The organism is Gottfriedia acidiceleris (assembly GCF_023115465.1).
Lineage (GTDB): Bacteria > Bacillota > Bacilli > Bacillales > Bacillaceae_G > Gottfriedia > Gottfriedia acidiceleris_B.
The window spans coordinates 3,298,555-3,319,148 of the sequence record NZ_CP096034.1 but is presented as its reverse complement, the minus strand read 5'-3'; the positions used below and the strand labels follow the sequence as shown (position 1 = coordinate 3,319,148).

19 protein-coding genes and 2 pseudogenes are annotated in these 20,594 nt (G+C 30.6%); 15 read left to right on the top strand and 6 right to left on the bottom strand.

Features of this window, described 5'->3' with window-relative positions; translation table 11 throughout:
• Nucleotides 1-88: 88 nt before the first annotated feature.
• Nucleotides 89-757, top strand: coding sequence for a DUF421 domain-containing protein (locus MY490_RS15840; protein WP_248266544.1), 669 nt, complete (start codon nt 89-91; stop codon nt 755-757).
• 24 nt (nt 758-781) lie between these two features.
• Nucleotides 782-1,288: a DUF3189 family protein gene (locus MY490_RS15835; RefSeq protein WP_098861945.1), complete on the top strand. Its 507-nt coding sequence runs from the start codon at nt 782-784 to the stop codon at nt 1,286-1,288.
• A gap of 28 nt (nt 1,289-1,316) precedes the next feature.
• Here MY490_RS15835 and MY490_RS15830 read toward each other — a convergent pair whose 3' ends face one another.
• Nucleotides 1,317-1,796, bottom strand: a complete 480-nt coding sequence (locus tag MY490_RS15830; protein ID WP_248266543.1) for a spore coat protein — start codon at nt 1,794-1,796, stop codon at nt 1,317-1,319.
• Nucleotides 1,797-2,009: 213 nt separating this feature from the next.
• Between MY490_RS15830 and MY490_RS15825 the strand changes: the two genes are divergently transcribed.
• Entirely contained in the window at nt 2,010-2,411 is a 402-nt protein-coding gene (locus MY490_RS15825) for a DinB family protein (protein ID WP_248266542.1), read from the top strand.
• Between the two features lie 61 nt (nt 2,412-2,472).
• Here MY490_RS15825 and MY490_RS15820 read toward each other — a convergent pair whose 3' ends face one another.
• Nucleotides 2,473-2,820, bottom strand: coding sequence for a DUF3905 domain-containing protein (locus tag MY490_RS15820; RefSeq protein WP_248266541.1), 348 nt, complete (start codon nt 2,818-2,820; stop codon nt 2,473-2,475).
• A 372-nt stretch (nt 2,821-3,192) separates the two neighbouring features.
• A complete protein-coding gene (locus tag MY490_RS15815; protein WP_248266540.1) occupies nt 3,193-4,935 on the bottom strand; it encodes a B12-binding domain-containing radical SAM protein in 1,743 nt (580 codons plus the stop codon).
• 534 nt (nt 4,936-5,469) lie between these two features.
• On the opposite strand from MY490_RS15815, the gene mtnB reads away from it, so the two are divergent.
• From mtnB to MY490_RS15795, 4 genes are all read left to right on the top strand, one after another.
• On the top strand, nt 5,470-6,105 hold the full coding sequence (mtnB, locus tag MY490_RS15810; RefSeq protein WP_248266539.1) for a methylthioribulose 1-phosphate dehydratase: 636 nt from the start codon (nt 5,470-5,472) through the stop codon (nt 6,103-6,105).
• Nucleotides 6,106-6,567: 462 nt separating this feature from the next.
• Complete coding sequence (locus tag MY490_RS15805) at nt 6,568-6,759, top strand: aspartyl-phosphate phosphatase Spo0E family protein (RefSeq protein ID WP_025671755.1); 192 nt, start codon at nt 6,568-6,570, stop codon at nt 6,757-6,759.
• 74 nt (nt 6,760-6,833) lie between these two features.
• The gene (locus MY490_RS15800) at nt 6,834-7,280 is read left to right on the top strand and encodes a MarR family winged helix-turn-helix transcriptional regulator (RefSeq protein ID WP_056474121.1); all 447 of its coding nucleotides are present in this window, start codon (nt 6,834-6,836) and stop codon (nt 7,278-7,280) included.
• Between the two features lie 212 nt (nt 7,281-7,492).
• On the top strand, nt 7,493-9,187 hold the full coding sequence (locus MY490_RS15795) for a M3 family oligoendopeptidase (RefSeq protein ID WP_248266538.1): 1,695 nt from the start codon (nt 7,493-7,495) through the stop codon (nt 9,185-9,187).
• Between the two features lie 127 nt (nt 9,188-9,314).
• Here the strand turns inward: MY490_RS15795 and MY490_RS15790 are convergent, their stop codons facing one another.
• Nucleotides 9,315-12,392 carry an efflux RND transporter permease subunit gene (locus MY490_RS15790; RefSeq protein WP_248266537.1) on the bottom strand — a complete coding sequence of 1,026 codons (3,078 nt, stop codon included), beginning with the start codon at nt 12,390-12,392 and terminating at the stop codon, nt 9,315-9,317.
• 254 nt (nt 12,393-12,646) lie between these two features.
• Between MY490_RS15790 and MY490_RS15785 the strand changes: the two genes are divergently transcribed.
• Complete coding sequence (locus MY490_RS15785) at nt 12,647-12,757, top strand: DUF6254 family protein (protein ID WP_220270703.1); 111 nt, start codon at nt 12,647-12,649, stop codon at nt 12,755-12,757.
• Nucleotides 12,758-12,970: 213 nt separating this feature from the next.
• Here the strand turns inward: MY490_RS15785 and MY490_RS15780 are convergent, their stop codons facing one another.
• Nucleotides 12,971-13,156 (bottom strand): YkvS family protein, encoded by a 186-nt coding sequence (locus tag MY490_RS15780; RefSeq protein WP_097975771.1) that lies wholly within the window; start codon nt 13,154-13,156, stop codon nt 12,971-12,973.
• Between the two features lie 175 nt (nt 13,157-13,331).
• On the opposite strand from MY490_RS15780, the gene MY490_RS15775 reads away from it, so the two are divergent.
• The 7 genes and pseudogenes from MY490_RS15775 to MY490_RS15745 all read left to right on the top strand — a co-directional run bounded on the left by MY490_RS15775 (nt 13,332) and on the right by MY490_RS15745 (nt 19,285).
• Nucleotides 13,332-13,640, top strand: a complete 309-nt coding sequence (locus MY490_RS15775; protein WP_129689326.1) for a spore germination protein GerW family protein — start codon at nt 13,332-13,334, stop codon at nt 13,638-13,640.
• 93 nt (nt 13,641-13,733) lie between these two features.
• A complete protein-coding gene (locus MY490_RS15770; protein ID WP_248266536.1) occupies nt 13,734-13,928 on the top strand; it encodes a hypothetical protein in 195 nt (64 codons plus the stop codon).
• Between the two features lie 359 nt (nt 13,929-14,287).
• Nucleotides 14,288-14,647 (top strand): class Ib ribonucleoside-diphosphate reductase assembly flavoprotein NrdI, encoded by a 360-nt coding sequence (gene nrdI, locus MY490_RS15765; RefSeq protein WP_025671746.1) that lies wholly within the window; start codon nt 14,288-14,290, stop codon nt 14,645-14,647.
• Nucleotides 14,634-15,761, top strand: a pseudogene (locus MY490_RS15760) (ribonucleotide reductase N-terminal alpha domain-containing protein); the annotation flags it as partial. The gene nrdI and the pseudogene MY490_RS15760, both read left to right, overlap by 14 nt.
• 453 nt (nt 15,762-16,214) lie before the next feature.
• Nucleotides 16,215-17,171, top strand: a pseudogene (locus MY490_RS15755) (ribonucleotide-diphosphate reductase subunit alpha); the annotation flags it as partial.
• 158 nt (nt 17,172-17,329) lie between these two features.
• Complete coding sequence (nrdF, locus tag MY490_RS15750) at nt 17,330-18,298, top strand: class 1b ribonucleoside-diphosphate reductase subunit beta (RefSeq protein WP_248266535.1); 969 nt, start codon at nt 17,330-17,332, stop codon at nt 18,296-18,298.
• Between the two features lie 18 nt (nt 18,299-18,316).
• Nucleotides 18,317-19,285, top strand: a complete 969-nt coding sequence (locus MY490_RS15745) for a quinone oxidoreductase family protein (protein WP_248266534.1) — start codon at nt 18,317-18,319, stop codon at nt 19,283-19,285.
• Between the two features lie 47 nt (nt 19,286-19,332).
• Here the strand turns inward: MY490_RS15745 and MY490_RS15740 are convergent, their stop codons facing one another.
• The gene (locus MY490_RS15740) at nt 19,333-20,556 is read right to left on the bottom strand and encodes a two-component system sensor histidine kinase NtrB (RefSeq protein WP_248266533.1); all 1,224 of its coding nucleotides are present in this window, start codon (nt 20,554-20,556) and stop codon (nt 19,333-19,335) included.
• Nucleotides 20,557-20,594 lie beyond the last annotated feature (38 nt).

Below are 20,594 nucleotides of genomic sequence, written 5' to 3'. Positions count from 1 at the left end.
GAATGTTAATCAATTACCAATTTTATGTATAAAAAGAGTAATGTAGTAAGAAAATTTAATAGGTAATAAAAATATAGGAGTGTATTACATGAGTTATCATGAAATGTTTACTGAGTTGTTTTTAGGTTATATAGCTCTTTTTATTGTCGTTAAAATTAATGGAAAAACACAAATTACACAAATAACGCCATTTGATTTGATTTCGTCACTAGTGTTAGGAAATATACTAGGGGATGGAATATATGATAAAGAAGCAAATCTACCAAAAATTCTTTTTAGTATCTTTGTTTGGGGTGCTTTAATATTTGTTACTGAGATCTTGACACAAAAGTCAATGTGGGCAAGAAAGTTCTTAGAAGGTGATGCTTCTGTTGTTATTAAACACGGAGCAATTCAATGGAAGGAATTGAAGAGAAATCGTTTGGACACTGACCAATTGATGCAATTACTAAGAGCAAAGGATACTTTTACAGTCAATGAAGTTGCTTATGCTATTTTAGAAAATGACGGTACGATTAGTGTATTGAAGAAATCAAATTTCGACTCGCCTACTAAACAGGATTTAAAAATTCAAATGGAAAAAGAATTTTTACCTGTGGTTGTAATTAGTGATGGAAAAATAATTAAAAGAGCTCTTAACTCGTTGAAAAAAGATGAAAAATGGGTTCATAAAAAACTTTCTGAGTCAAATTTATCACTTAAACAAGTATGCTTTGCAGAATGGGATTCTAAACAATTACATTTACATACGTATTAATATAAAAATTTGAGGATGAGATAAATGAAATATTATATATATTACTGTTTTGGAGGTACACATTCTTCACCTTTGGCTGCAGCATATCATTTAAAGCAATTACCACTTGATCGCCAGCCGACAACGGAAGAAGTAAAGAATACCTATTTATTTAATAAACTAAAACCAAAAGATGGTGGAAAACTATTTTATCACGGTGAAGACGAAAATGGAGACCAGGTGTATACAGTAGCAAAAAGATATACTAAAAATGTGCCGACAGCGATCGAAGGTTTAGGTAAAATCTTATTAAATGAAGAAGATAAAATTATCTTATCAAGTACATCGCCAACAGTACCACTAGCTATGACTCTTGGTGGTTTTACGTCAAGATTTTTACATATCGATTTTATTGGGGTTCCGTTACTTGTATTAGGTGCTAAGCAAACTTATCTTAATTTGATAAAATTAGTTGAAAATACGAAAAGATATCATCACATAGCAGCTGAAAAGGTCACTGACTTATCTAATAAAAACTTCAACAAAGATTAAAAAATGGACGTTCTATTACGTCCATTTTTTAATACGGCATATTTATGACATCCATAGCTTTTTTAGCATCGTTTTCGATTAACTTATTAATATTAAACACGGAATATTGACCTTGTTTTGATAAATAGCTAAAAATTTGAGTATGCAAATTGTTCACTGATACTAGATGCTTAATAAATAAATTATTTAAATCAGGAGTAGCTGTTTCTGTAAGCGCATGCGCATACATTTTTGTTAATACTTTTGTTGCTGATAATAAATCTTCTGCGCTCATTTCGCTTGCTAATTTATCGCTTGCTGCATCCCTTTCCCCAATCGTAATATTGCTCATAAATTTTAATAAATCCCGTAAGTTATTTTCAAACAATATAATAGAAGTTTTATATAATTCTTTTAATCCTGAATCTGTTATATTTTTTAAATTTGTTTTAAGCTTATATAAGTAGTAAGTAGTTGTAGCAACAATTTCATGTAATTCTAAGGTTTCATGCCAAGCCAATGTTCTCATCAGTATCCCTCCTTTTTTTGTACAAGTCTATTCCGTAACGAATGGTTATATGACGAGAAAAAAGGTAGAAGTTAAGCAGGAAAGGAGGAAAAGGGATAAGGTTGGAAATGAGGATAGATCTAGAACTATTCCGGCCATTCGTGTCCCGGCCAACTAATGTATATTGAAAATGTGATTCATCAATTGAGTTTATGTGTAAAGAGTGTTTTAGAAATGATTGATTTAATTAATGAGGAAGATTTAAATTTTCGACCGGTTGAGGACAAGAAATCGATTGGGGAGTTAGTCCAGCATCTATGTGAGCTTATTGGTGCTGATATGGAAATTATGAGCGGTGTTAGTCAAGAATTGATGGTAAATTATTATACTAAGGTTGAATGCAAGTCAATAGTTGAAATGAAAAGTTTATTACAAAAAAATTTTCATGAATTAAAGGAATTCTATTTTAATATAAAAGAAAAAGATTTAGTCGAAAAAACGACTTCATATTGGGGTCTTCAATATTCAAAATTTGAATGGTTATTAGAGATTTTAGTCCACTTCACTCACCACAGAGCACAATTACATATGCTACTAGTTCAAAAAAAGGGCAATATTAATATCGGACTATTTTAAAGACAAAATAGGGGATAGGAGAAATGATACTTTCTTCCTATCCCCTTAATCTTGCACTTCATCAGTCCGTCGTTTCATGCTGTGGATGCATAAATTGTTTTGCAGGTTGTTCTCTCTTTTTTGATTCTAATAGGTCAGTGTTTTCTGCACTTGCCCAACCAATATCATTTGTCGGATGAACCCATTCGTCGCCTGCCATAACTGATGGATCAACATCGTCAGACCAATTATTTAATGGAGAATTAGGAGAGCTATACTTACTGTCTCCAATTACTACACCCTTTGAATTTACAAAAGGTTCTTCCATTTTAATCTCTGTCCCTTTAAAAGAAGGAAAACTTGAAATATGGGGCAAAGTATCATTCATTACCGGTGAATCGATTTCAGTTTTCTCATTTTTTCTCTTCATTATATTATCACCTCTACTTACCAAGTATTATTTGCTATTTAGTAAATTCAATACAAAATGACAATATTAAAAAATATTGTCCTCAGAAATGATTTTTTTAGAAGCTAAAAATATTATGAGCTTTTTTTTGAAAACAAATTCGAACGTTTAGTTTAATAACTGTTCAATATTAATTATCTACAATCTGATTAAGATACAACAGTTAGATTACTCTAAGTAAAGGCTATTTGATTAGGGTTTATCGCAGACATTTTTTTTGATGAATAAGTTGATTGGAATGTACTCCTTTTACGAAAATTTGATCATTAATTGACAAGGTAGTTTTTCAACAGCATGAAGAGGACAATATTAAAAAATATTGTCCTCTTTTAATTAAGCTTCTATTGTAAAAAATGACGGCGATAATGTTTTAGGTGAGAAATAAACTAGCATCGCATAGTTACCAGTTCTATATTCTCCAGTTAGTAAAAAGTGCTCGATATCAAATGAAAGTGATTCAATCATTGTATGCTTATAAATTTCTTTTTCATTTAAATTAAGTGAAATAAAATCCGAACCTAAATATTCAGGATTATCGATAATTCGTTTATAAATATCCTTTGCAAAATCATGGTTTGTTACTTCGTCCCACCAAGGTTTACGCGGTTTATATTTATGATTTAAATAATAATCAATTTTCATAATATCTTTAACGATTGTATCGTTTTTGATTTGATAATGAGTTAAAAACTCATTTAGACGCTTAAATAAATCTTCAAGCTGGTGGCCGATTCTTGACCAACCTCTTTCTTCCCAATATGAACCAAATAATTGGAAGAAATCAAATGGACTTTCAAACTCATTTTTAATTAAATATTCAATCGTACTATTTGTTCGATGGTCATTCCAATATTTCTCAAGTACGTCTTCAACTTGCTTAATTTTTACAATATCATCGAATGAAAGTACATTATTACCTAATACTTCGTACGGAGCATAATCCATATAAACATAATCATGTTCATGCGCTCTTAATCGTACTCCAGTACCTCTTAGCATTTTTAAAAACCCTAGTTGCAGCTCTTCTGGCCTTAAAGCAAAAACATCATTGAATGTTTGACGGAATGAATTGTAATCCTCTTCAGGTAGACCAGCAATTAAATCTAAATGTTGATCTATTTTTTCGCCATCTCGTACAAGTGTGACAGTTCTGCAAAGCTTTTCAAAGTTTTGTCTTCTCATAACTAGTTCGTTTGTAGCATCATTTGTAGATTGTACACCTATTTCAAAACGGAATAAGCCTTTAGGAGCATTTTGATTTAAAAATTCGATGACTTCTGGTCGCATTATATCACCAGTAATTTCAAATTGGAATACTGTTCCCTCCACATGTTCGTCAATTAAAAATTGGAACATATCCATTGCATAACTACGACTTATATTAAAAGTTCTGTCTACGAATTTAAAAACCTTCGCTCCATTTGCCATAAGGTAACGAATATCATCTTTGATAACCTCTCGATTAAAATATCGAACCCCAACTTCAATAGAAGATAAACAAAATTGGCAATTAAATGGACAACCTCGGCTTGTTTCGATATATTGAATTCTTTTACTTAGAAATGGTAAATCTTCTTTAAAGCGATATGGGGAAGGAATAGTTGTTAAATCTAATTTTTCGGTTTGTGGTTTAATGATATTTTTTCCTTCATCTCGATAACCAATGCCATATATGGAAGTGAAATCATTCCCATTTTCAATAGCTTTTATTAATTTCTTAACAGTAATTTCTCCTTCACCAATCGTAATGATGTCAATTTCCTTTACGCGATCTAACCAATAATTCACATCATAGCTTACTTCTGGACCGCCAACAAAAATAATAACGGAAGGATCAATTTTTTTATACATACGGATCACTTCAATTGTTTGTTCGATATTCCAAATATAACAGCTAAAGCCAAGTATTTTTGGCTTGCGTTTATATAAGTCTGTGATGATGTTAAGACTTGGGTCTTTTATTGTATATTCTGCAAGCTCTATATCATATTCAGGCTGAGCATAAGCTTTAATGTATCGAATACCCAAATTAGTATGGATATATTTTGCATTTAATGTTGCTAAAACAATGTTCATTTATATACCTCGTTCTAAATTATTATCGATTTATTTTATCATAAAATATACAGATTACTAAATTTTCAAAAGCAAAATAGAAAAGGAATGACGAAAAGAAGCAATTCATATATCAAATTACGTATTTAATAGGTTATTTACTTTCCCCCTTAAAGTGATTTCGTCTAACTTAAACTTGCCAGATTTTATAATAGATTTTCTTCACATTTTTTATAAAAAAGACATATGATTTACTAAATACAAAAAAGTTTCCCTAGGGAAAGAAAGGATAAACATTATGAGTAAGAAAGTTTTATTTTTCACTTATTTGTGTAATAAAATAGGAGTGCTGTCAAATCAGGATGTAAAAAAAGTAATAAATCATTAATTACTATCATAAATGGATAAAAGTTGTAGAAAATTGATGATTGTTCATTTACTTAGAACTATTGACAATGAAGACCGACACATGACATAATTTTATTAAATAGTATGAATAATTTGAATTTTTAATAGTGTCCAAATAGATAGTCTAAATAAGTGGAGGTGTAAATGATGAGTTTATTTTTAGAACAATGGAAAAAGCTTGCGAATATTAAATGTGATTTGGCAAAGAGAGATTGGTTTTATGGTACTAGTGGAAACTTGTCTATGAAAATTTCAGACGATCCATTATTATTTCTTGTAACAGCGGATGAAAAGGATAAGAGAGCACGCTGTGATGAAGAATTTATAGTAGTTAATAATCTTGGTGAACCAGTATTTGATACGGTATTAAAGCCATCACTTGAAACATTGGTCCATGCGAATATTTACGAAAAAACATCTGCTAGTTGTGTGCTCCATGTACATACTGTAGATAATAATGTTATTTCTGAATTATTTGGTGATGAGGGGCAGGTAGAACTTGAAAATAATGAAATGATTCATATATTAACAAGCTCTTATTTTGAAAAAAAAATAATCGTTCCAATCATTGAAAATGCACAAGACATGGAAACTTTTAAACGTGCTTATACTCCATTTTTAACAAAGGATTTTGGGGCAGTTCTTGTTAGAAATCACGGGATCACTGTTTGGGGAAGAAGTCCGCTAGAAACGAAGAAGTGGCTAGAAGGCATTGAATTTTTAATAAGTTATAAAGTAAAACTAATGATGATTCAAGGTCATAAAATAAAAGCAGGCAACTAAATAAAAGCGAAAAAAGCTGAAATTGTAGTGGTAAATAAATTCCATTACATTTCAGCTTTTTTATTTTATAATAAAATTATACTTTTTTTAGTAGTGATCATTTCTAGTAGGGTTTGCTAAAAAAAAATTCTTTAGAGTATACTGTATATAAAGGAAATGAGCAATACCATTTACTCGTAGCTACAATTTACTAAACTTTAGATAAAAGTTTCTATCGAATTTCACTTTAGTCAAAATTAATCATTTTAAGCAGGATTTAATAAAAAGTCGTCTAATTTATAAGTAAGAACGATCGAAAAATGCGCTATTTCATAAAATAAATAAACCTACTAAGTAATTTTGCTTAGTAGGTTTCATATTGTATCTATTTTAAATAATTTAGATAGAATGAATAATACAAATTAATTCGATTATGAATGAAAAGGTTTGTTAAAAAACATCCTGTAGAAGGGAAACAGTCTAATGAATGAATATCAACTCAGCCGTTTATTATTATCTATTTCATTAAAAAGGGAAGAAATGGTATTTTTTGCGGAAACTAAAGGGTTAAACGAACACTTGACCTTAAAGGCCAGTCAAGAATTGGACGAGTTAATTATTTCATACCAAAAAAAATTGCTTTCGGAATTAAATAAGTCATTTTCATTGAAATAATCTTAAGATTGATTAATAAGTGTAAAATAATAATATAGAATGGACTATGTAAAAGAAATTGAAGGGGTATTAGTATGGAAGAGACAAATAGAAAAGATATTGAGCTTTCTTTAAAGCTATTTATTGTATTATCGCGAGCTCATAGAAAGATAAATGATTCTGCAAACAAATCAATTGCTAGTTTTAATTTAAACCCAACTGAATTTGCAGTGCTAGAGCTCTTGTATCATAAAGGAAATCAACCACTTCAACATATTGGAGAAAAAATATTAATTGCAAGTGGTAGTATTACTTATGTAGTAGATAAACTTGAGAAAAAGGGTCTAGTTTATCGAAATCCTTGTAGTGCAGATCGTCGAGTCATTTATGCAGAAATAACTGAAAGTGGAAATAAGTTGATGGAAGAAATTTTTCCTGTGCACGAAGAATTTTTACATGAGCAAATGAGTGATCTATCTAATGAAGAAAAAAATTTCTTAATTCACTTATTGAAGAAAATTGGATACCATGGGTCTAACTAAAAAAGCTCTCATTTGAAAGAGCTTTTTTTATTTTCAATCAATTAACGCTTAAAAACAACTATTTATGCTAGTAAAAACTAGTATATTTGCAATTTTATTATTAGATTCAAAGTAAATAATTTTTAAATTTTCAGAAATTTATTTAGATTTAGGTTTTTTTACAGGAAGTTTTTTTATATAATAGCAATATCACAAAAAATGGAGGGATTAACATGGGTTTTCAAGATTACCAGTATTCTAGACCAAATATTAAGAACTTTGGGGAACAATTTAAACGTTCACTACAAAATTTTTATGATGCTTCAACGGTCTACGAACAAGAATTAGCAATGAATGAAATCAATGATTTAAGAAATGAATTTTCAACAATGGAAAATTTATGTGCAGTTCGCCATTCGGTTGATACAAACGATAAGTTTTATGAGGATGAGCAAGCGTTTTTTGATGAGAACACACCAATTGTTCAATCATATGGGCAACGATATTATAAAGCATTAATCGGTTCTCCGTTTAGAGAGCAACTTGAAGAAAAATATGGCCATCAATTATTTGCTTTAGCTGAATGTGAAGTGAAAATTCTAAGTGAAGAAGTAATTCCAGATTTACAGGAAGAAAATAAACTAACGACTGAATACGCTAAGTTAGTAGCTGCTGCTAAACTACCGTTTTATGGTGAAGTGAAAACGTTAGCACAAATTTCAGCACACTTCGAGGATAAAGATCGAGAGGTTAGAAAGACAGCTTACGATACATATTTTGGATACTTCTCGGAGAATCAAGATAAATTTGATGAGATTTACGATAAATTAGTAAAAATCCGAACTCGTATTGCAAACAAACTTGGATTCTCAAACTTTATTGAACTAGGATATGCTCGTATGATGAGAACGGATTACGATGCAAATGATGTTAAGAAGTTTAGAGAGCAAGTTCTTGAAACAATTGTTCCGATTGCTACCGAATTAAGAGAACGACAAGCTAGTCGAATTGGTGTAGAACAACTTTATTACTATGACGATAAATTCGAATTTGTAACTGGTAATGCAACACCTAAAGGTAATCCTGAATGGATTATTGAGAATGGTAAAAAAATGTATGACGAATTATCGAAAGAAACAAGTGAATTTTTCAATTTTATGTTAAAGGAAAATTTACTAGATTTAGTTGCGAAGGAAGGAAAACAAGGTGGAGGATATTGTACTTATATTCCAAACTATAAAGCTCCTTTTATTTTCTCGAATTTCAACGGAACATCTGGTGACATTGACGTATTAACACATGAAGCTGGTCATGCGTTCCAGGTTTATGAAAGTCGTAAATTTGAAACACCTGAGTATAACTGGCCAACTTTTGAGGCGTGTGAGATTCATTCAATGAGTATGGAATTTTTTACATGGCCTTGGCAAGAAGAATTCTTTAAGGAAGATACACAAAAATATTATTTTACACATTTAAGTAGTGCTATTACTTTTATTAGTTATGGTGTTGCAGTAGATGAATTCCAGCATGAAATCTACGCAAATCCTGATTTAACACCTGAGGAACGACACGGACTTTGGAAGAGCATAGAAGAAAAATATTTACCTCATCGAGCAAATGATGGAAATAGTTATTTAGAAAAGGGTGGTTTATGGCAAAGACAAGGGCATATTTACCAATCACCATTCTATTATATTGACTATACATTAGCTCAAATTTGTGCATTACAGTTTTGGAATAAAATGCATGAAGACCGAGATTCAGCCTGGTCCGATTATGTTGGACTTTGCCAATTAGGAGGAAGTAAATCATTTTTAGGCTTAGTTAAAGAGGCAAAACTTGAATCTCCATTTAATGATGGCTGTATTGAGGAAACACTAGAACCTGTTAGAAAATGGCTGGCAGGAGTTAACGATCAAAATTTATAAGGAATTACTCCGACTTTTAAAAGTCGGAGTTTTTTTATATTGGTTAGAAAAGAAATGATTCTTATGCCGATGAAGTACTATTAATGATTAAAGCAAAAAGAGAAAGGATTAACCTTTCTCTTCAAACTTAATTATTAACTGCTTTAGCAGTTTCCTCAGAATTAGCATGCTTCTTTGTTCTTTTAGTAAAGAACAGTTCATATACAACTGGAATAAATATTAGCGTTAATAAAGTAGATGAAGTTAAACCACCAATTACTGTTATAGCTAATCCTTTCGAAATAAGTGTACCACTAGACTTTGTTAATGCTAAAGGTAGTAAAGCAGCTATTGTAGCAAATGCGGTCATTAATATAGGTCTTAGACGTGTTTTACCTCCCTCGATGATCGCTTGGCGAAGAGGTAATCTTTTTTGTTCTATATTTTGTCCGATTCGATCGACTAGTACGATTGCATTTGTTGTAACGATCCCAATTAGCATTAGTAAACCAATCATTACACTTATTGAAAGCGGTTCGCCAGCTAGGAATAGTGCAACGAATGAACCGATTGGAACAAATACTAAAGCAGATAAAATAATAAATGGAATTCGAGCTTTTCCAAAAGTAATTAACATCGTTAAATAAACTAATCCGATTGCAACTCCCATCGCAACACCTAAGTCTTTAAATGTTTGAGTAGTATCATCACTACCGCCGCCACCTTTTAAAGATACATCAGATGGTAAGTCTATCTCTTTTTTTACATCATTGATTACTTCATTTGTTACTTTTGCAATGTCTTTTCCCTTTATTTGAGCTGAAACCTTCGCAAATACTTTTCCATCTAATTTTTGAATAGCAGAATATGTTTCAACTGACTTTACTTGGGCTACATCTGATAATTTAATTGCTCCTAATTTACCAAGCAATTTAATATTTTTAATATCCTCTACGGATTGGAGTTCTTTATTATAAGTTAATTGCACATTTTGGTCTTTACCATCAATTTTTAATGTTCCCATATTGACTGGGTTTGTTTGGTCTGCAACTAAACCTAAGATCATGCCAGCGGAGAGACCATTTTCTGAAACTTTTTTCTCATCAACTGAAACAATAACTTGTTTTTGTTTTTCAGAGAAATTATTCGTAACATATTTTAGGTGAGGATTCTTTTTCATATAATCTTCAACTTTTTTTGCACTTTCTTGAAGTGCAACTAAGTTATTAGAATATAAATTGATGTCAACATTATTATTTAAAGGTGGACCACCAGAAGAGTTTTCTTGTAGTCCTACTTTAGCACCTTGAACTTCTGAAGCTGCTACTTTCTCCATTTTACTTTTTGTATCTTTCATAAATTGATCAACATCTGCACTTTGTTTTAAATTAATAAAATAGCTAGCTTTATTCTCAGTTTTTAAGCCAGTCATAAAGTCCCGGCTACCAACACCGGTAGAAACTTCTTTCACTTGCTTCATATTTAAGAACATCTTTTCCATTTTTAATGAAACTTCATTTGTTTTTTCTAATGATGTTGATGATGGCAATTCTAATGAAGCAATGATTGATCGTGAAGATTCATTTGGTATAAATGTGAAACCAAGTTTACCTACTAAAGAGAAAGAACCTGCAAGTAATACAATAGCTAGTAAAATTATAATCCATTTGCGATTTAAGGATTTCTCAATCACTTTACCATACCAAGCTTGGATTTTTTCTTCTTTTTCTTCAGGTGGCACTTTTTTAAATGCATAGCGACCTAAAATTGGTACGATTGTAATCGAAACTAATAATGAAGCAAGTAAAGAAAAAACAATTGTTAAAGCAAAAGGTAGGAATATTTTACTAGTAAATCCACCTACAACACCTAAAGGTAAGAAAACTACAATTGTAGTAATAGTAGAAGATGTAACTGCTTTTAATATTTCTTTTGTTGAAGATAAAATTAAATTATTTGATATGCCTTCTTTTGATTTACGTATTCTTCGGAAGATATTTTCAATTACAACGATACTATCGTCCACTACACGTCCTACTGCAACTGCCATACCACCTAGGGTCATAATATTTAACGTTATATCTAATTTGAGCAAGAAAATCGATGTAATTAATAATGATAAAGGGATCGATATAATAGCAATAAATGTAGCTCTGAAATTACGTAAGAAAATCAATACTGCTAATGAGGCGAATAATGCGCCTAATAAACCTTCTTTAATTAAAGATTCCACAGATGACTTTACGCCTTCAGCAGAACTATAACCAACTTTATATGAGATATCATTTTTGTACTTATTTAGTACGTTTATTACTTTGTCAGCTACTTCAACTGTATTTGCATCTTGTTTCTTCGTTATTGCCATTGAAATAGCATCGTTTTCGTTATAACGAATTAATTCATCTTTAGAGTCTACTGATTCAATTTTAGCGATCTCTCCTAATAAAACCTTCGGAGTTTTAGCACGTTGATTTAGTGCGGTAGAAGTAAAAGATGCAGGTTGTAATTCTAAATCCTTTAGTTTTTGAAGTGTATCTAATTTTTCTTCAACTCGAATTGGAATTTTAATATCGCCATCAGTTATTTTTCCTGCCGGGAAGGATAGGAATTTTGCATTAATTTGATCTTTAATACTTGTTAAAGAAAGCCCTAAATTTGCAATTTTTTGTTTATCAACTTCGATCGTTAATGAAGTAGATTTTCCTCCACCTATTGAAACGCTGTTTACACCATCAATTTTATTTAAAGCTGGCACAATTTCTTCATTTAAAGTTGATTCAATATTTGAACCATCCTTTGAAAACATAGAGATGTAATAAATAGGGAATGATCCGAACGAAAAACGGTCTACTTTTGTTGTTACATTTTCAGGTAATCCAGCGTCCTTTAAAGTTGTATTTATTTGTTGTTCAACTTTATCCATATCAGTATTAAATGGAAATTCTAAATTAATAACAGAAACACTTTCGAAAGAAGAACTTGATAGCGTCTTAATTCCTTCGATTGATTTAAATGAATTTTCAAGTTTTGTTGTAATCTGCTCATTTATATCATCTGGCGCTGTACCAGGGTAAACAACTTGAACAGAGATTGCCGGAAATTCGATATTTGGAAGCTCTTCAACTTTTAATTTCGAATAAGAATATAATCCTCCAAATATTAATAAAAACGAAATAATAAATATTGCTACAGAGTTTTTTAAACTAAACTTAGTTAAAAAGTTCATAAACTACCTTCCTTTCTATAGATAGTGATAAAGTGATAAATATGTATAGTCCAAATTTTCAATCTTTTCGTGGCGTTTTCTATGAAGTATGCTCATTTAAACCATAGGATGCTCCCTTTAAACTTCAAGAGAAAGATTTTAAAGTTTAATGTCATTTTCTTGCTCAATCCTTTTAAAAATAATTAACATAGATTTTCATTTTTTGTGAAATGATAAGACGGCAAGAAATTTGATTAATGTTAGGAGGTATGAAAATGACAAAATCAAAAAAAGAAAAGGAACGATTTTGGAATGAAAGAAAGTCGAACCAACAGCCACATGATAAAGTAAAATCGTTTAAAGAATTGGACAAAGAAACAAAATAGCCATCTCCTTTACTAAAGAGTGATTAGTACCAGATTTTTTCGTGAATATCACTTATCACATTTTCATTTGTAATCATAAAAAAAAGTCCCGTGATATACACGGGACCTTAGACTGATTTGGTAAAGAATTCTAATAAAATTTTAATAGAATCGAAATCTATGTAGTTCGAACCTTTTAAAATATGAATATAAGCAGAATCTACTATTTTTAAACTATTCGGCAGTTCTTAGTATTTTATAATTTTTATGGTTTACGACTGTTAGCGGTTCCATTTCTAAATCTCTGAAGTTTTCCATTATGGATATGTCAACAATGACAGAATTTTTATTAACTTTTTGTACTCTACCTTTCAACCCCTGTTTAAACTCAATGATATTTCCTGCTTCTGCAATTTTCATGAGCGTATCTCCTAACAAAGTTTTGATTTGACACCTTCTATAATGCATGAAAACGGTTTAAAGGTAAAGAGAAAATTTAAATTTTTTTACAATTTTGTCTTTTTTCATAAGAAATTATGTTTAAAAACCTTTTGAAAGGAAAAAATGGTTGTAGCACTTTCAGGAGGTTAGTTTGTTGAAAGAATGGTTTGAAGAGTTTGAAGTAGAAATTTCAAATGAAATTAAAAATTTAGTCAGTAGTAATACGCTTATAGGTGATCCGATTTTATTTTTTGAAAAAATTATTTTAGTACCATTTTTTGAAATGATTTTAGCGCTAGGCGAAGCCCATTCATCATATGAGTTTGCGAGTATTGGAACAGGAGTAGAAGTAATTCCTAAAGCATTTTTAGTTTTAAAAGATGGAAAGAGTGAAGTAATTTTAGTAAATAATAAAAATATGAATTTAGCTGTTACAGAAAAAATTCTTGATGTAACGATTTAGTTTCCATTAAGTACATTCTTTGTTAATGTTAGAATTGAATAGAAGTTTATTTCTTGTAGCCAAAAAACGATCAAAATAATAAAGGGTGATTATATGGAACAAAATGAGTTTATCTATTTGATTGATCAGTTAGTTAAAGGCGAGATTTCAGAAATTAGCGTTACAAAAGATGACTTTTTAACATTTAGACAAATTATCGTTAATCGAGAGGACTTTAAGCACTTTCGTGGAATTGCTCAGCACGGTGGACATGTAATTTATACTTACTTGGAAGAAGCTAGAAGTTAACTATTTTTGATGAAAATTTAAAGTCAAAATTATATTATTTTAATCGTGTACTCATTAAAAGTTTGCGAAAAAAAAAAGTTTTTTTAGCTTTTTTTCTTATTTCGCAAGGTGTTAATGAGTACTTTTTTTGTGAAAATGTTATGACCTCATTTGACAAAAAAATCGTTTTACACTTTATTGCACTCTTCTCCATAATTTGTTAAATTTCATATATTGTTTTGTTTCGAGACATATTGTCGAAATGTTTATTTTCTAAATTCAGTACCTATATGTTGTGTTTGTTCTAAAAAGGTAATACAATATGTAGGTATATAATATAAGTATTTTCAATATTCTTACATATTAACGAGGGTGATAATATGGTGATAGTTTACAGTTCAATGACTGGCAATGTTAAGCGATTTGTCAATAAAGTTAGAATGCCGTCAATCCAAATAAAAGATGGACTAAAAATTGAAGTACCGTATATTCTCGTAACCTATACTACAGGATTTGGTAACGTACCTGAAAACGTAAGTACTTTTTTGGAGAGTAATTCGAAGTATTTAAAAGCAGTCAGTGCAAGTGGTAATAAAAACTGGGGAGATTCTTTTGCAGCAAGTGCAGATAAAATAGCATCAGACTATCAAGTTCCAGTGTTATCAAAGTTTGAACTGTCAGGGACAAGTCGAGATGTACAATATTTTATTGAGGGAGTGGAAAAGCTTGAGACATATTGAGCTGAATAATGAATTGACGATTAAAAAAGATGGTTTTTTTGATCTCGCAAAAGATAAAGAAGCGCTTCTTTGTTTCTTAAAAGAAGTTGAAGATAAAAAGATTCAGTTTTCTTCTTTAAAAGAACGCTTAAACTATATGATTCAAGAAAACTACTATTATAATGTTGAGATGGATTACTCCTTTGATGAAATAGAAAAATTATATGAGTTAGTATTCAATGCAGGTTTCACTTTTCAATCATATATGGCCGCATCAAAATTCTTTAAAGATTACGCATTAAAAACAAATGATGGAAAGCATTACTTAGAAGGATATGAAGATCGAATTGCGATCGTTGCACTATATTTAGGAAGAGGCAATATCGAAAAAGCATTGAAATTAGCAAAAATGATGATTCAACAAAACTATCAGCCAGCTACTCCAACCTTCTTAAATGCTGGAAGAAGTAGAAGAGGCGAATTGGTGTCATGCTTCTTATTAGAAATGGACGATAGTTTAAATTCAATAGGATTTCAAATTAATACAGCAATGCAACTGTCAAAAATCGGCGGTGGTGTTGCATTAAATCTATCAAAACTTAGAGCTCGTGGAGAGCAAATTAAAGAAATTGATAACGCTGCAAGTGGTGTTGTTCCTGTTATGAAGCTATTAGAAGATTCATTTTCATATGCTAACCAGCTTGGACAACGGAAAGGTGCTGGTGCATCATATTTAAATATTTTCCACTGGGACGTAGTTGAATTTCTTGATACAAAAAAAATCAATGCCGATGAGAAGAGTAGAATTCAATCACTATCAATCGGTTTAATTGTTCCAAATAAATTCTTTGAACTAGCAGAAAAAAATGAACCATTCTACGTATTCGCACCATATACAGTGTATAAAGAATATGGAATTCATTTAGATGATTTTGATATAGATGAAAGATATGAAGAATTAATAAATAATGAGCGAGTTAAAAAGAAAAAACTAGATTTAAGTGCACGTGATTTTTTAGTGAAAATTGCTGCGATTCAATTAGAATCTGGTTATCCATATTTGATGTATAAAAGTAATGCTAATCAGCAGCATGCGTTAAAGGATATTGGCGAAATAAAAATGTCTAATTTGTGTTAATAGCTAGCACCTTCTAGGAGAAATTCTAGTCGAAAACTCTGTTAAACGGGAGAAGCCTTATAATAGGTAATCTACCGTGCTAAATCTTATCTTAAACAGTATTATAGTAAGTGTCTTATAGGTATTAAGTGTTATTAATTTCATTTATCAAGATGTAACATAATAATTAGGAATGTCTAAAGAAATCAAATCAAGATCGCAATATATTTCCTACCTATAAGAGACTTTCTGAAAGATTAAGATAAGTAAATGCCTAACGACTATCGAAAGCATAGCTGGATGAAAAACTCCAGTGAAGAAGCGAGTAGAGTACACTTAAAAGCGAGTGGAAAAGCAGAGCACCTTACCAGGTTGAGCTGAAGGTGATGATATAGTCTATCCTGCATGGTGACATGTAGCAGTTCATAAGAGAACGGGTTGGGTTGTAGCGGGCCTGATTGAATATAAGAGACAGAAATTTTTCAACTACAAGAAACATCAGTTATCAATAACTATGGTGAAGAAGATCAAATCAAACGTGATGTGAATTGTAATTTAGGATCATTAAACATTGTAAACGTAATGGAAAATAAAGCGATCAGAGAATCTGTACATGTTGGAATTGAGGCATTAACAGCTGTAACAGATATGACGGAAATAGAGAATGCACCTACAGTGAAAAAGGCAAATGAAGAACTTCATTCGGTTGGTCTAGGTGCAATGAATTTGCATGGATTTTTAGCGAAAAATGGAATTTCATATGAAAGTGCTGAGGCTAAAGATTTTGTGAACACATTCTTTATGATGGTAAACTTTTATTCTATTGAAAAAAGTATGCTAATCGCTAAAGAAACTGGTAAAACGTTTAAGGATTTTGAAAAGAGTGAATACGCTAAAGGTACTTATTTTGAAAAGTATACTTTAAAATCATTTGAACCTAAAACAGATAAGGTAAAGGAATTATTTAATGGAATCTATATCCCAAATGAATTTGACTGGGTTACATTAAGTAAGCAAGTACAAGCGTATGGTTTATATAACAGCTATCGTTTAGCAATCGCGCCTACACAATCGATTAGTTACATTCAAAATGCTACTTCATCGGTTATGCCGATTGTAAATGTTATAGAATCTAGAACTTACGCTAATTCAACAACTTATTATCCAATGCCATATTTATCAAAAAATAGTTTCTGGTATTATAAATCAGCTTATGATATTAACCAATTTAAATTAATTGACTTAATTGCCGAAATTCAGCAGCACGTCGATCAAGGAATTAGTACAATCCTTTATGTAAACAGTGATATCTCAACGCGAGAGCTTGCTAGATATTATATTTATGCTAATAAAAAAGGATTAAAGAGTTTATATTACACACGTACTCGTAAATTAAGTGTTGAAGAATGTATTAGTTGCTCAGTATAAAAGGTAGCATTGGACTTTAGTATATAAAGAGTTCAATCATCTAGTTTGAAATCTAAATGAAATTACTTAATGATCTAAAATGAAAAGCTCGAATATAGAATGATTTATGCTATTGTTCTATATGATCGAGCTTTCTTTATGATTAGGGGGAAATATGAATGAAAGCTGTTAACTGGAATAAAAAAGAAGATGATTTTAGTTTAGTATTTTGGAAACAAAATCTATCGCAGTTTTGGACTGAAGAAGAAATTGTCGTTTCATCTGATAAAAATACTTGGAATACATTATCAAAAGAGGAACAATCAGCATTTAAAAAGGTTTTAGGTGGTCTAACCTTATTAGATACTAAGCAAGGCGGAGAAGGTATGCCTTTAATCTTAGTTCATCTTAAAAATTTACAAGCAAAAAGTGTACTAGCATTCATGGGTGCGATGGAAGAAGTACATGCAAAAAGCTATTCGCATATTTTTACAACTCTAGCTACAGAAGATGAAATTGAAGATTTGTTTAAATGGGTGGACGAGCATCCGATTTTAACTAAAAAATCGGAATTAATTTCCTCTTATTATTTAAATTTATTAAAGCGTAATGTTTCGGATGAAGAGTTATACATGGCAATGGTTGCAAGTGTATTTTTAGAAAGTTACTTATTTTATAGTGGATTTTTCTTCCCATTATACTTAGCCGGTCAAGGTAAAATGACTGCTAGTGGTGAGATTATTAATCTAATTTTACGAGATGAAAGTATACATGGTGTATTTGTAGGAATATTAGCGCAACAAATTTATGACCAATTTACTGATGAACAAAAAACTCGACTTTACAATGAAACAATGTCATTATTAGTTCAATTATATGAAATTGAGTTACAATATACAGAAGAAATTTATTCTTCAATAGGTTTAGTAGATGAAGTTAATAAGTTTATTCGATATAATGCAAACAAAGCGTTAATGAACTTAGGTTTTGATTATTATTTTGATGAAGAAGATATTAATCCAATTGTTTTAAATGGTTTAAAAACAGATACAAAAAATCATGATTTCTTCTCTGTTAAAGGTAATGGGTATGTAAAAGCAGTCACAGTGGAAAAATTAACAGATGAGGATTTTGTGTTTGAATTTTAAATGTAAGGAAGTATGTAAATGAAAGCACTTGTTTTTAGAGAATTTGGTCAATCAGACGTATTGAAATACGAAGAAATAGCAACACCTAAAATTTCAAATGATGAAGTATTAGTTGAAATGAAGGCTGTAGGTGTTAATTTTGCAGATATTTATCGTCGTAAAGGAAATTATCATTTAGCAGGGGATCCTCCGTACATTTTAGGGTATGAAGGCTCAGGTGTTATTTCTGAAGTCGGTTCTGAAGTAACGGACTATAAAATAGGAGATCGCGTAGCGTTTGCAGATGTTCCTTTTTCGAACGCAGAGTATGTTGCTGCAAAGGAATCACATATTGTACCAATTCCAGATGAAATTAATTTTGAAATTGCTGCGTCTATTATGCTACAAGGTTTAACTGCTCATTATTTAATTAATGATAGTTATAAAATAAAATCAGGTGATGTTGCACTTGTTCATGCAGTAGCAGGTGGTGTTGGTCAATTATTGACTCAAATGATTCTTTTAAAAGGTGGAGAGGTAATCGGATTAACTTCATCACAAGAAAAAAGGGAAAAAGCTTTATCAATCGGTGCGAAAGAAGTATTTTTATATACTGAAAATTGGGTTTCACAAATAAAAGAGTTCACAAAAGAAAAAAATGGTGTAGATGTTGTATATGAATCAGTAGGATCTACAATAATGGATAGCTTTGAAGCAACAAAAGTTCACGGTACAGTTGTATTTTATGGAATGGCTGGAGGGGATCCAGTTCATATTGATCCAAGAATGTTAATGGATACTTCAAAAACACTAACTGGTGGAGACTTGTGGAATGTATTAATTTCAAAAGAAGAGAGACTACGTAGAAGTAATGAGCTATTTAATTGGATTGCAACTAAACAATTAATCGTACAAAAACCTACTGTGTTTCCTTTAAAAGATGGTAAGCTTGCTCATGATCTATTAGAAAGTAGAAAATCAACTGGAAAAATCATCTTATCTGTTTAATAAATTAGACCAAAACTTTGATGTTTTGGTCTTTTTTATGGATAAATCTATTTAATTGGTAATGTAATTGTAAAAGTAGTTCCATTAGTATCGCTTATTGCAGATATGGTACCGTTATGATTTTGAATCAGTTTTTTAGTTAGAGATAAACCTAGTCCAGTACCGTCATCTTTAGTTGAGAAGAACGGATCAAATATATATGGTAAATCTGAAGGTGGAATTCCTGATCCATCATCTTTTAATGCAATATAAATAAAATCCTTATCAATATAAGTTGCAATGATAATTGTAAGCAGACCTTCTTTTTTAGCATCCAATGCATTATGAAATAAATTTAAAATTACTTGTACAAGTTGGTTTTTATCAAAGAAAATATGTGCTCCTTTTAAATCCTCAGATAGATAGTATTCAATAGTAACATTATTTAAAACAGTCTCGCTAAATAATAGTTGTTTTATGTGGTTCGATAAAAAATCATTAATATTAATAGGCTCTGGTTTATAGTTCGCATTCTTTGTAATAGATAAAAAGTCAGTAATGATTCCATTTGCTCTATCTAATTCTGGAATCAATAAATCTTTAAACAATTGTTTATATTGAGGTGGAGCTTCTTCTTGCAAGAATTGTAAATAACCTCTAACAGTTGTAAGTGGATTGCGGACTTCATGTGCAATACCCGCAGCAATTCTACCTGACATTGCTAGTTTTTCAGAATCCCTTGCATCGTTTAAATTATGAAAAACACCAATTACTCTTGAAATTTCTCCATTTATATCACGGATGATACGGGTATTGATAATCCCATAGTTAATATTTAAAATTTCTTTATTATAAAATTCTTCACCTGAATAAAGTGTTTGTAGTAAACAAATGTCTTTATCGTCTATTTTTAATAAATTTCTAATATGCCGACCGATTAATTCGTATTTAGTAATTCTAAAATCAATCGCAACTTGTTGGTTATATAGCGTAATGATCCCATCTTTATCGATAAATACTATGTGATGCGGTAAAGCATCGTAGATCGATTGCAAAGTTCTGCGACTATTAGATAAAAAGTTAGAGAATTTAGTATGTAATGGAAGTGTTTCATTATTTGTATTACATAAACTTGTATTTCTAGTTAAATGATTCGAATTTGATAATTCACGAGTTTCATTTGAAAATATAGATCCGGAAGTTATTGTATTTAAAATTGTTTCATACGTTTTTACTTTTTCTTCAAGCTCGGTTATTTTATTTTTTAATTCTTGTACTGTCTCGTTAATCATTTACACTATACTCCAATTTCTACTAAAATAAGATTATA

Coding starts and splice junctions, on each gene's coding strand:
- MY490_RS15840 (WP_248266544.1), top strand. CDS start 89: ATGAGTTATCATGAAATGTTTACTGAGTTGTTTTTAGGTTATATAGCT.
- MY490_RS15835 (WP_098861945.1), top strand. CDS start 782: ATGAAATATTATATATATTACTGTTTTGGAGGTACACATTCTTCACCT.
- MY490_RS15830 (WP_248266543.1), bottom strand. CDS start 1,796: ATGAGAACATTGGCTTGGCATGAAACCTTAGAATTACATGAAATTGTT.
- MY490_RS15825 (WP_248266542.1), top strand. CDS start 2,010: ATGATTGATTTAATTAATGAGGAAGATTTAAATTTTCGACCGGTTGAG.
- MY490_RS15820 (WP_248266541.1), bottom strand. CDS start 2,820: ATGAAGAGAAAAAATGAGAAAACTGAAATCGATTCACCGGTAATGAAT.
- MY490_RS15815 (WP_248266540.1), bottom strand. CDS start 4,935: ATGAACATTGTTTTAGCAACATTAAATGCAAAATATATCCATACTAAT.
- mtnB (WP_248266539.1), top strand. CDS start 5,470: ATGAGTTTATTTTTAGAACAATGGAAAAAGCTTGCGAATATTAAATGT.
- MY490_RS15805 (WP_025671755.1), top strand. CDS start 6,568: ATGAATGAATATCAACTCAGCCGTTTATTATTATCTATTTCATTAAAA.
- MY490_RS15800 (WP_056474121.1), top strand. CDS start 6,834: ATGGAAGAGACAAATAGAAAAGATATTGAGCTTTCTTTAAAGCTATTT.
- MY490_RS15795 (WP_248266538.1), top strand. CDS start 7,493: ATGGGTTTTCAAGATTACCAGTATTCTAGACCAAATATTAAGAACTTT.
- MY490_RS15790 (WP_248266537.1), bottom strand. CDS start 12,392: ATGAACTTTTTAACTAAGTTTAGTTTAAAAAACTCTGTAGCAATATTT.
- MY490_RS15785 (WP_220270703.1), top strand. CDS start 12,647: ATGACAAAATCAAAAAAAGAAAAGGAACGATTTTGGAATGAAAGAAAG.
- MY490_RS15780 (WP_097975771.1), bottom strand. CDS start 13,156: ATGAAAATTGCAGAAGCAGGAAATATCATTGAGTTTAAACAGGGGTTG.
- MY490_RS15770 (WP_248266536.1), top strand. CDS start 13,734: ATGGAACAAAATGAGTTTATCTATTTGATTGATCAGTTAGTTAAAGGC.
- nrdI (WP_025671746.1), top strand. CDS start 14,288: ATGGTGATAGTTTACAGTTCAATGACTGGCAATGTTAAGCGATTTGTC.
- nrdF (WP_248266535.1), top strand. CDS start 17,330: ATGAAAGCTGTTAACTGGAATAAAAAAGAAGATGATTTTAGTTTAGTA.
- MY490_RS15745 (WP_248266534.1), top strand. CDS start 18,317: ATGAAAGCACTTGTTTTTAGAGAATTTGGTCAATCAGACGTATTGAAA.
- MY490_RS15740 (WP_248266533.1), bottom strand. CDS start 20,556: ATGATTAACGAGACAGTACAAGAATTAAAAAATAAAATAACCGAGCTT.